Annotated in this window: 8 protein-coding genes; all 8 read left to right on the top strand. The window is 74.5% G+C overall.

Going from position 1 to position 11,771, the window contains the following annotated elements; translation table 11 throughout:
* Positions 1-14 precede the first annotated feature (14 nt).
* The 8 genes from ACZ5WK_RS13175 (at position 15) to ACZ5WK_RS13140 (ending at position 11,723) form a co-directional block, all read left to right on the top strand.
* A complete protein-coding gene (locus tag ACZ5WK_RS13175) occupies positions 15-962 on the top strand; it encodes a glutamate ABC transporter substrate-binding protein (protein WP_465547436.1) in 948 nt (315 codons plus the stop codon).
* 205 nt (positions 963-1,167) lie between these two features.
* On the top strand, positions 1,168-2,553 hold the full coding sequence (locus tag ACZ5WK_RS13170; protein ID WP_465547435.1) for a hypothetical protein: 1,386 nt from the start codon (positions 1,168-1,170) through the stop codon (positions 2,551-2,553).
* Between the two features lie 5 nt (positions 2,554-2,558).
* Complete coding sequence (locus tag ACZ5WK_RS13165) at positions 2,559-5,201, top strand: serine/threonine-protein kinase (protein ID WP_465547434.1); 2,643 nt, start codon at positions 2,559-2,561, stop codon at positions 5,199-5,201.
* A gap of 3 nt (positions 5,202-5,204) precedes the next feature.
* Entirely contained in the window at positions 5,205-6,554 is a 1,350-nt protein-coding gene (locus ACZ5WK_RS13160) for a PP2C family protein-serine/threonine phosphatase (protein ID WP_465547433.1), read from the top strand.
* Positions 6,555-6,620: 66 nt separating this feature from the next.
* Positions 6,621-7,976, top strand: a complete 1,356-nt coding sequence (locus ACZ5WK_RS13155; protein ID WP_396325010.1) for a vWA domain-containing protein — start codon at positions 6,621-6,623, stop codon at positions 7,974-7,976.
* A 72-nt stretch (positions 7,977-8,048) separates the two neighbouring features.
* Positions 8,049-9,362 carry an FHA domain-containing protein gene (locus tag ACZ5WK_RS13150; protein WP_465547432.1) on the top strand — a complete coding sequence of 438 codons (1,314 nt, stop codon included), beginning with the start codon at positions 8,049-8,051 and terminating at the stop codon, positions 9,360-9,362.
* A 244-nt stretch (positions 9,363-9,606) separates the two neighbouring features.
* Complete coding sequence (locus tag ACZ5WK_RS13145; protein ID WP_396325008.1) at positions 9,607-10,524, top strand: ABC transporter ATP-binding protein; 918 nt, start codon at positions 9,607-9,609, stop codon at positions 10,522-10,524.
* Positions 10,521-11,723, top strand: coding sequence for an ABC transporter permease (locus ACZ5WK_RS13140; RefSeq protein WP_465547431.1), 1,203 nt, complete (start codon positions 10,521-10,523; stop codon positions 11,721-11,723). Before ACZ5WK_RS13145 ends, ACZ5WK_RS13140 begins: the two co-directional genes overlap by 4 nt.
* Positions 11,724-11,771 lie beyond the last annotated feature (48 nt).

Genomic DNA, 11,771 nt, shown 5'->3' with positions numbered 1-11,771 from the left:
GGGGGACGGACACCATGGGCAAGGGAACGGTACGGGCCCGGGCGGTGGCGGCGGTCGCGCTGCTGGCGTCCTGCGCGGCGGCGCTCGGCACGGGCGGTCCCCAGGGCGCGGTGCTGCCGGCCGCCGCGACGCTCCAACCGGCGCAGGCGCCGCAGCAGGAGCAGGCCGGCACCGACTGCGACACCAACCAGAGCGTGCCGCCGAGCAGCGAGGACGGCCCGGCGGTGAAGGCGATCAAGGCCAAGCGGAGCCTGGTCATCGGCGTCGACCAGAACAGCTACCGCTGGGGCTCCCGCAACCCCAACACGGGCCAGATCGAGGGCTTCGACATCGACCTCGCCAAGGCCATCGGCACGGCGATCATGGGCGACCCGGACAAGGTGACGCTCAAGGCCGTGCCCACCGCGGAGCGGATCGGCTTCATCCAGGAGGGCCGGGTCGACCTGATCGTCCGGACCATGACGATCACCTGTGACCGCCTGCAGCAGGTCGCCTTCTCCAAGCCGTACTTCAAGACCAGCCAGCGCGTCGTGGTGCCCAAGGCATCCCCCGCGAAGAGCATCGACGAGGCGGTGGACGGCAAGACCGTCTGCGCGGCGTCGAGCTCCTCGGCCGAGGACGAGCTGAAAGCCCGTCCGAAGGTCGGGAAGATCGTCTCGGTGGAGAACCACCTCGACTGCCTGGTGCTGATGCAGCTCGGCAAGGTCGACGCGACCATGACCGACGACGGCCTCGCGGCCAGCCAGGCCGCCCAGGACCAGACCGTCCGGGTGGTGGACGGCGAGGTCCGGCCCGCGGTGATGGGCATCGCGATGCTCAAGAACAGCACCGACCTGACGGCCCGGGTGAACCAGGTGCTCGCCGACTACCACACGAGCGGCGCCTGGCAGGCGGGCTACGACCGCTGGCTCAAGCCGTACATGCTGAACGACGCCGACCACTACTGGCCGGCGCAGCGCTGACCCGCGTGGCCCGCACCGGCCCCGGCCCTGACGGCCCCTTGACGACCGGGCCCGGTCCGGGCGCGAGATCGCAGGCTAGGGTCGGGGCGGACCGGCCCACGGCACGGGCCGGGGGACCACCGGCCTGACGCGGACCGGGGGCAACGCAGGACACGCAGGACAGACGCACGACAGAGAAGACCAGGACAGCGAAGGAGACACGGCGTTGGCAGCTTCGGCCGGCCCGGCACTGAGCCGGGAGGAGGTGGACCGCGCGCTGGCGCGCCTCGGCGCCGAGCGCGACGCGGTCGAGTCGGCACTGCTCTCGCTCCAGGACCACCCGGGCCTGCGGCTGCTCGACGGCGCCGGGCTGGTCGGCCGCACCCACGAGCGCTGGTCCGTCGCCGGGCAGGGCCTGCCGCTGCTCTGGGCCCTGTTCGACCGCTACTCGGAGGCGCTGGCCTCGGCCCGCGCGGTCCGCGCCCGCAAGGCCAAGCCCGGCTCGGCCGAACTCGCCGAGCTCAGCGAGCTGCTGACCGGCGAGGCGGTCACCGTGCCCGGCGGCGCCGTCCCGGACGGCCCGCAGCTGCTCGGCGCGCCCGCCAAGCTGGTCGAGCGGGTCAGCCTGGACGAGCTGATGACCCGGATGAACGCGTGGTACGCCACCGTGCTGGAGGTGGTCAGCGCCGCCGACGCCGTCTGGTCGGCGCTGCCCGCCCGGATCGACCTGCTGCTGGCCGAGCTGCGCCGGGTGCAGACGCTGGCCGGCTCACTCGGCGTGCACGCCGGCAGCCACCCGCTCGGCGACGACCTGGCCGGGCTGGAAGCCGATCTGACGGAGCTGCGGACCGAGGTGCGCAGCGACCCATTGGCGCTCTGGCGGCCGGCCCGGGTGCCGGCCCAGCGCGGCACCCGCCCGGACGGCACCGCGCTGGCCACACCTTCCGGGGTGGTGGACACCGAGCGCTTCGACCGGGCCGGGCGGGCGCTGGACGGCGTCCGGGTCGAGCTGGAGGACCTGCTGCGGCTGCGCGACGACGCCGAGGAGCGGCTGCAGGGCGTCGGCGACCTGCTGCAACGGGCCGACGCCACCCTGGCCGAGGCCCGCCGGGCGCGCGGCGAGGTGCTGGCGAAGATAGCCGCCACCGAGGTGCCCGCGGTGCCCGGGCCGGCCTCGGCACTGCGCGAACGGATCGTGCTGGCCCTGGAGTTGCGCCAGAGCGGCCAGTGGCACCGGCTGGCGCCGCTGCTGGACGCGCTGGAGGACGCGGCCGCCAAGGAGCTGGCCCGGGCCCGGCAGTCGCTCACCGAGGTGACCCAGCCGCTGGCCGTCCGGGCGGAGCTGCGCGGGCGGCTGGACGCGTACAAGGCGATGGCGGCACGGCTGCGTGTCGCCGAGGACCCGGAAGTGATCGAGCGGTACGAGAAGGCGCGCTGGCTGCTCTGGAGCGCGCCGTGCGACCTGCGGGCGGCGGCCGCGGCCGTGGGCCGCTTCCAGCAGTCGCTGCGGCCGGCCCAGGCCGCGCCGCCCGGCGGTGGGCCGGTCGGAGGCGGGCAGCCCGGCGGCGGACCGGTCGACGGACAGGCACAGGAACAGGGACTGGGGGGCTGAGGTTCATGGGCGAGGCGTGCGTACGGCCGGACTGCACCGGCGACGGGACGATCGACGCGGACGGCTACTGCACCGAGTGCGGGCTCGCACCGGCAGGCACGGTCTCCGTCAAAACCGGTCCCGCGACCGGTCCCGCAGCCGGCGCCGGGACGGGGCCGGTCACCGGCACGGCGGCCCCGGCCGCCGCAGCCGGCCCCGGCTCGCCCTGCCCGCGCGACTGCGCCGGCACCATCGACGACGACGGCTACTGCGACGAGTGCGGCCTGACCGCCCCCGGTGGTGACACCGGGCTCACCCAGCCGTACGTCCCCTCCGCCCGGGTCTCGCCGGACTCCGTGCGCTCCGCCCGGACCGGCTCCGCCCGCTCGATGTCCGGCCGCTCCCGCTCGCACCGCTCCACCCGGACGGGCAGCGGCCGTTCGGTCTCGGCGCGCAGCAGCCGCGGCAGCGTCAGCTCGGGCACCCGCCACCGGCTCGGCGCCGGCCTGGTGACGGTGCCGACCGTCCCGTCGGCCGACCCGGCGCAGGCGGTGCTGGCCGACCCGGAGGTGCCGGAGCGCAAGCGGTTCTGTTCCAAGTGCGAGGCCCCGGTGGGCCGCGAGAAGAACGGCCTGCCGGGCCGCCCTGACGGCTTCTGCACCAAGTGCGGCACGCCGTACTCGTTCACGCCCAAACTGCGCCGGGGGGATCTGGTCGGCGGGCAGTACGAGGTGGTCGGCTGCCTGGCGCACGGCGGGCTCGGCTGGATCTACCTGGCGGTGGACCGGCGGGTCAACGACAAGTGGGTGGTCCTGAAGGGCCTGCTGGACACCGGGGACGAGGACGCGCTCGCAGTGGCCGTCGCCGAGCGGCGGTTCCTGGCCGAGGTGGACCACCCGAACATCGTCCGCATCATCAACTTCGCCGAGCACCCGGACCTGCGCACCGGCGCCACCGACGGCTACATCGTGATGGAGTACGTCGGCGGCAAGTCGCTCAAGGACATCGCCAACGAGCGCCGCACCCCGGACGGCCGCCGCGAGCCGCTGCCGGTGGAGCAGGCGATCGCGTACGCGCTGGACGCGCTGCCCGCGCTCGGGTACCTGCACGGCCGGGGCCTGATCTACTGCGACTTCAAGATCGACAACGTGATCCAGAGCGGCGACGCGCTCAAGATCATCGACATGGGCGCCGTCCGCCGCCTCGACGACGACGGCCCGATCTACGGCACCATCGGCTACCAGGCGCCCGAGATCGCCACCGACGGCCCCTCCCCCGCCTCCGACCTCTACACCGTCGCCCGCACCCTGGCCGTCCTCACCTTCGACTTCCAGGGCTACAGCACCACCTACCGCGACTCCCTGCCCGGCCCCGAGGCCGTCCCGGTCTTCGCCGCGTACGAGTCGTACTACCGCTTCCTCGTCCGCGCCACCGACCACGACCCGGCCCGCCGGTTCGCCTCCGCCGAGGAGATGGCCGACCAGCTCACCGGCGTGCTGCGGGAGATCCTGGCACTCCAGGACGGCCGGCCGCGGCCCTCGCTCTCCACCTTGTTCGGCCCCGAGCTGCGGGTCGTCGACACCGAGCTGGTGCAGCCGACCGTCCGGCCCGGCGAGCTGCGGATCACTTCGCTGGACCCGGCCGCCGCCGCGCTCGCACTGCCCGTCCCCCGGGTCGACCCGGCCGACCCCAACGCCGGCTTCCTGGCCACCCTGCTCGCCGCCGACCCGGCGGAGGCGCTCACCGCCCTGGCCGGCGCGCCCGCCGACTCCGTCGAGCGCCGGCTGCGCGAGCTGCGCGCCCACCTCGAACTCGGCCACCACGCCACCGCCGAGGAGGCGCTGGCCTCGCTGGAGCAGAACCACCCGGACGACTGGCGGGTGGTCTGGTACCGCGGCCTGACCGCCCTGGCCGGCGCGGCCACCGGCACGGCCTCCTGCCCGGCGGCCTCCGGTGACGTGGCCTCCGGTGAGGCGACGTCCGGTGACGTGGCCTCCGGTGAGGCGGCCTCCGGTGAAGGGGTGCCCGGCGAGAGCGCGCTGCGTGCCGCCGCCGAGGCCTTCGACGCCGTCTACGACGCGTTCCCCGGCGAGAGTGCCCCGAAGCTGGCCCTCGCCATCTGCGCCGAGCTCCTCGGCGACGGCGGCGACGCGGCCGAGCTCTACCGGCTGGTGTGGAGCACCGACCACGCCTACCTGAGCGCCGCCTTCGGGCTGGCCCGGGTCCGCCTCGCCGACGGCGACCGGGCGGGCGCGGTCACCGCGCTGGAGTCCGTCCCGGCCACCTCCAGCCAGTTCACCGCCGCCCGGATCGCCGCCGTCCGGGCCCGGCTGCGCGAACGCCCCGCCACCGACCCGCTCGGCACCGACCTCGGCGCCGGCTCCGAGCAGCTGACCGCGCTGCGCCTGGACGACCGCCGCCGTGAGGAGCTCTCCGTCGAGGTGCTCAGCGCCGCCCTCGGCTGGGTCACGGCGGGCTCCGCCGGCGAGACCGGCCTCGGCCGGACGACCGGTGAGGTCACCGTGCTGGGACGGCCTGCCGTCGAACGGGAACTGCGGTTCGCGCTGGAGCAGTCCTACCGGGTACTCGCCCGGTTGGCCGACCGGGCCGAGACCAGGATCGAGATGGTGGAGCGGGCCAACCGTGCCCGCCCCAGGACGTGGGTGTAACCAATGCCGCAGCAGACCGTGTGCCAGAGCTGTTCCGAGCCGCTGGACCTGGAGGACGTGTATTGCGGCTCCTGCGGGGCGGGCAGGGACGGCAGTCCGGCCCCGGGCGCGATGCCCGCGAGCTGGTCCGCCGCCCGGGGCACCGCCGGCGCGGAGCACCCGCCGACCGTGCCGGACGCGCCCGCCGCCCCGGCCGTTCCGGCCCAGGGCGGCCCCGGCTGCGTCCACTGCGGTCTGCCGCAGGTCGCCGCCGACGGCTACTGCGAGGCCTGCGGGGGCGCGCAGCCGCGCCCGCGCGACCACATGGAGAGGTCGCTGGCCGGCGTCGCCGGGGTCAGCGACCGCGGCGTGCGCCACCACCGCAACGAGGACTCGTTCACCGTCGCCGCCTCCTCGCTGCCCGGCGGCGAACCGGTCGTGGTGGCCGTGGTCTGCGACGGCGTCTCCTCCTCCGAGCGCCCCGACGAGGCCTCCGAGACCGCCGTCGACGCCGCCTCCGAGTCGCTGCTCACCGCGCTGGAGGCCGGCCGCGAGCCCAACGCGGCGATGCGCCAGGCCGTCGCCGACGCGGCCGCCGCCGTCGCCGCCCTCGCCGATGACGGCGCCTCGCCGCACCGGCCCGACCTCAACGCGCCCGCCTGCACCTTCGTCAGCGCGATCGCCGCGGGCGGCCGGGTCACCATCGGCTGGGTCGGCGACACCCGGGCGTACTGGATCCCGGACGACCGGGTCGCCGCCGAGCCGTTCCGGCTCACCCAGGACGACTCCTGGGCCGCCCGGATGGTCGAGGCCGGCCTGATGGGCGAGGCCGAGGCCTACGCGGACCCGCGCGCCCACGCCATCACCGGCTGGCTCGGCGCGGACGCCGAGGAGGTCGTCCCGCACACCCTGGACTTCACGCCGCACGTCCCCGGCGTGCTGCTGATCTGCACCGACGGCCTCTGGAACTACGCCGAGGCCGCCACCGACCTCGCCCACTACGTCCGCCAGGACGCCCGGACCGAGCCGCTCGCGGCCGCGCAGAACCTGGTGAAGTTCGCGGTCGCGGCCGGCGGGCACGACAACATCACCGTCGCCGTGCTGCCGATCGACCCGCCGACCGGGCTGGCCGGCGCCGGGCGGGCGGACGACGCCGCCGGCGAGGACGCCCGCACCGCCACCGCGCTGGACCTGCCGGTGATCCGGCCGGCCGGGATCGGCGACGACGACGAGGACCACGACCCGACGCTGCCGGACCTGCCGGTGATCGGCTCGCCCGCGGCCCCCCTGCCACCGGCCCCGCCCGCGCCTCCAGCCGTGCCGCCCGCGCCTCCCGCCGTGCCTCCGCAGCCGCCGCACCCGCCGGTGGGCTGACGCCCGCCCGCGCCCACCCCACCGACCGTACGCACCAACCGACCACCCGACGGGAGCCACCGGCCCATGGCAACACTGGCTAAGCCGAACCTGCCCAGGTTCGACGTGGAGATCTTCCAGAACGAGTTCCTCGCCGACGGCGCCCGCGAGGTGAACGCCATCGTCACCGTCACCTCGACCGGCGGCGGCACCTCCGGCGGCCGTCCGCTCGGAGTGTCCGACGCGGGCCCGCTGGGCGCGGGCGCCCAGTCCGCCGCCGTGGTGATCATGGTGGACTGCTCCGGCTCGATGGACTACCCCGCCAGCAAGATGCGCGGCGCCCGCGAGGCCACCGCCGCCGCCATCGACACCGTCCGCGACGGCGTCGCCTTCGCGGTCGTCGCCGGCACCCACGAGGCCAGGGACATCTACCCCGGCGACGGCACCCTCGCCATCGCCTCGGACGCCACCCGCGCCCGGGCCAAGGAGGCGCTGCGCCGCCTCACCGCGGCCGGCGGCACCGCGATGGGCAGCTGGCTCGCCAAGGCCGACAAGCTGTTCCTGACCCGCCGCGACATCGCCATCCGGCACGCCATCCTGCTCACCGACGGCAACAACGAGCACGAGTCGGCGGCCGACCTGGACCGCGCCATCGAGCGGGTCTCCGGCCACTTCACCGCCGACTGCCGCGGCGTCGGCACCGACTGGCGGGTGGACGAGCTGCGGAAGATCTCCTCCGCGCTGCTCGGCACCGTCGACATCGTCGCCGAACCGTCCGGTCTCGCCGAGGACTTCCGCGCGATGATGGAGGGCGCGATGGGCAAGCAGGTCGCCGACGTCGCGCTGCGGATCTGGACGCCGGCCAACGCGGTGGTGAAGTTCGTCAAGCAGGTCGCCCCCGCGGTGGAGGACCTCACCGGCCGCCGCGCCGAGGCCGGACCGCGGGCCGGCGACTACCCCACCGGCTCCTGGGGCGACGAGAGCCGCGACTACCACGTCTGCGTCGAGGTCCCGGCCGCCGCCGTCGGCAACGAGATGCTCGCCGCCCGGGTCAGCCTCGTCCTGCCGCCGCAGACCGGCAGCACGCCCGAGGTGCTCTCCCAGGGCCTGGTCAAGGCCGTCTGGACCGACGACCTGGCCTCGTCCACCCGGATCAGCCCGCAGGTCGCCCACTACACCGGGCAGGCCGAGCTGGCCTCGTCCATCCAGGAGGGCCTGGAGGCGCACCGGGCCGGGGATGTCGACCGCGCGACCGCCAAGCTCGGCGCCGCCGTCCGGATCGCCCACGCGACCGGCAACGAGGGCACGTTCAAGCTGCTGCAGAAGGTGGTCGACGTGGTCGACCCGAAGGAGGGTACGGTTCGGTTCCGTAAGAACGTGAGCGAGGCCGACTCGATGACCCTCGAGACCCGGTCGACCAAGACCGTCCGTGTGAAGAAGTGACCGCTGAAGAAGCCGACCGGGCCGGGGCCCGGTCGGATGCTGCCCCAGCTGGCTGGAATTGAGGGGGACCTGATGCCGATCTGCCCGAGGGGGCATGAGTCGCAGGCCGAGGACTGGTGCGACTTCTGCGGCTTCCCGATGACACCGCCACCGCCCCTCCCGCCGCCGCCCGGCACGCTCCCGGGCGCGCCCGGAGCGCCGGGGCACGGCCCGCACGGCGGCCACCCGGGCCTGCCCGGGCACCCCCCGCAGGGCGGGGCGCCGTTCGGCGGGCCGGTGCCGGGTGCGGTCCCGCCCGGGGCCGTACAGCCGGGTGCCGTACAGCCGGGTGCCGTACAGCCCGGGGCCGTGCCGCCGGCCGGCCGGGGCTTCCCGGAGCTCACCGAGGGCCTGGTGCTCTGCCCGATCTGCCGGAGCCCGCAGACCGGGCGGTTCTGCGAGGAGTGCGGGTACGACTACGACCTCTCCACGCCCTCACGCCGCCAGCCCCCCGCCGCCGGTGCGCCGGTGCCCGGGCCCGTCCAGGCGCCGGCCCCGCTCAACATCCCGGCGGCCTACGGCGGCCCGCAGCCTCCGGAGCAGCCGTTCCCGCCGGCCCCGCCGCAGCACCAGCAGGGCCAGCAGGGCCAGCAGGCCGGTGCGCCGTCCGGTTACGGCTACCCGCCCGCGGCCGGCTCGCCGTACCAGGAGGCGCCCTACCAGGAGCCCGCGTACCCGGCCGAGCCTGCGTACCAGGAGCCCTCGTACCAGGCCGAGCCTGCGTACCAGGAGCCCTCGTACCAGGAGCCGGCACCGCGCGAGGACTCCGGTCCGGTCTACGCCCAGCCGGGCCCGACCGGCCGCGGCGGGGAGTTCGGCACCTCGTTCAACCTGGCCCCGCCGGTGCCCCCGCAGGCCCAGCAGCAGCACCAGCAGGCGCACCAGCAGCCCCAGTCCGGTCAGCCCGGCCAGGCCCCCCAGCAGCCGGAGCCGGTCCGGTCCAACTGGATCGCCGTGGTCGCGGCCGACCGCGACTACTTCACCGACATGATGGCCCGCAGCGGCCCGGAGGCGGCGGGCCTGTTCTTCCCGCCGTACTGCCCCGAGCGGCGTATCCCGCTGACCGGCCGCGGCCAGCTGCGGATCGGCCGGCGCAGCCAGCACCGCGGCACCGTGCCGGAGATCGACCTCTCCGTCCCGCCGGAGGACCCGGGCGCCTCGCACCAGCACGCGCTGCTGGCCGAACAGGCCGACGGGAGCTGGGTGCTGGTCGACCAGGACTCCACCAACGGCACCACGGTGAACGGCGGTGGCGAGCCGATCACCCCGCACACCGCGATCCCGCTGAACGACGGCGACCGGATCCACATCGGGGCGTGGACCACCATCACCCTGCACCGGGCCTGAGGCCCGCCGGACGAACGAGCCGGAAAACGAGCCGGAAAACGGGCCGGGTGACGGGCCGGAGTGACGGGCCGGAAACGAGCCGGAACAGACCGGCCGGAACAGACCGACCGGACAACGGGCCCGGGCCGGGCCGAACGGGCGTCAGACCCCGTTCGGCCCGGCCCGGTTCCGATCCCATAAATGATCTTCAAATCGCGCTCAGATCCCTCCCCAACGCCCCCCGTTACCCGTAGTCTCAGGCCCCATGACTGCAGCAATATCCGCCGACGGAATCCGTCAGCGGTACGGGGATGTGCAAGCCGTCGACGGGGTCTCACTCACCGTCGAGGCCGGCGAGTTCTACGGGATCCTGGGGCCGAACGGCGCCGGGAAGACCACCACACTGGAGATCCTGGAAGGGATCCGCAAGCCCGACGAGGGCCGGATCGAGCTGCTGGGCATGGCGCCCTGGCCGCGCAATCCGAAACTGCTGCCGAGGATCGGCGTGCAGTTCCAGGCCTCGGCCTTCTTCAACAAGCTGACGGCGCGGGAGACGATCCGCACCTTCGGCTCCTTCTACGGCGTCGGTCCCAAGCGGGCCGACGCGATGCTGGAACGGGTCGGCCTGACCGAGTCGGCCGGGGTGATGACCGACAAGATGTCCGGCGGCCAGGCCCAGCGCCTCTCGATCGCCTGCGCCCTGGTCCACGAGCCGGAGCTGGTCTTCCTGGACGAGCCCACCACCGGCCTCGACCCGCAGGCCCGCCGCAACCTCTGGGACCTCCTGCGGGCCATCAACGCCGAGGGCCGCACGGTCGTCCTGACCACCCACTACCTGGACGAGGCCGAGGTGCTCTGCGACCGCGTCTCGGTCATGGACCACGGGAAGATCCTGCGGACCGGTGCCCCGGCCACGCTGGTCCGCGAGATCGACGACACCGTACGGATCAGCGTCGAGTCCGGCCAGCTGAACGCCGAGCGGGCCCGCGAACTGCTGGCCGCCGCCGGCGCCGAGGTCGGCACCGTGGACGACGACGGCGTCTCGCTCGCCGTCTCCACCCGCCTCCCCGCCCCGGTGCTCTCCGTGCTGGCCGAGCAGAACGCCCTGCGCGGCCTCGAGGTGCGCGGCGCCACCCTGGAGGACGTCTTCCTCCAGCTCACCGGACGGGAGTACCGCGCATGACCGCCGACCCCACCCAGGCCGACCCCGCCCGGGCCGGCGGCACCCAGGCCGACGGCACCGGGACCGCGGTCCCGGCCCAGCGGAAGCCCGGGACCCCCTCCGCGCCCGCCGGGCAGCCGGAGCGCGAGCGGGTGAGCGCCTTCGTGAGCCTCTCCCGGGTCATGCTGGTCGCCTTCTTCCGGGACAAGGCCGCCGTCTTCTTCGTGCTCCTGTTCCCGCTGATGTTCCTGATGCTCTTCGGCACGCTGCTCAAGGGCGCCGGCAGCCCGCACGCCAAGGTGGAGCAGGTCGGCGCCGTCCAGCTGCTGGACTCGGTGCAGGGCGACGGCCGGGCCGAGCTGGAGAAGGTCCTGACCCTCAGCAGGAGCGACAACGAGGCCTCCTCGCTGGAGAAGGTCCGCAAGGGCGACCTGGACGCGCTGATCAAGCAGGGCCCGGACGGCAGGATCGAGCTGCGCTTCAGCGCCGCCGACCAGGTCCGTGCCGGCACCGTCCAGGGCATCGTCAACTCGGTGGTCCAGCAGGCCAACCAGGCCGCCACCGGCAAGCCGCCCGCCTTCGTCCTGGACGCGACCCGGGTCGAGGACGAGTCGCTCAAGCCGATCCAGTTCCTCACCCCCGGTCTGCTCGGCTGGGCGGTGGCCACCGGCGCCGTGTTCAGCGCCTCGCTGACCCTGGTGTCCTGGCGGCAGAAGAAGGTGCTGCGGCGGCTGCGGCTGGCCCCGGTGAGCGCCGGGTCGATCGTGGCCTCCCGGATCGCCGTCTCGGTGCTGACGGCACTGACCCAGACCGCCATCTTCCTGGCGATCGCCACCACGCCGTACTTCGGGCTCAAACTCACCGGCAACTGGTGGCTGATCGTCCCGCTGGTGGTCTGCGCGACCATCGCCTTCATGTCGATCGGCCTGCTGGCCGGGGCCGTCGCCAAGACCGAGGAGGCGGCCAACGGCATCTCGCAGATCATCGTGCTGCCGATGTCGTTCCTGTCGGGTTCGTTCTTCCCCACCGACGACATGCCGTCCTGGCTGAAGGCGATCTCCAACGCGCTGCCGCTCAAGCACCTGGTCACCGCCGCCCAGTCGGTGCTCTCCAAGGGCGGCGGCGTGATGGACGCCCTGCCGGCCATGGGCGGGCTGCTGGTGTTCGCCGCCGTCGTCACCGCGACCGCCTGGCGGTTCTTCCGCTGGGAGGACGCGTAGCCGCACGGCGGTACCCACGGGGTCGTACACCGGGAGTCCTGGTCCTCA

The organism is Kitasatospora sp. NPDC032757, assembly GCF_055579305.1.
Note: the sequence above shows the minus strand (reverse complement) of the source record. Positions and strands in the feature narration are given on the sequence as shown.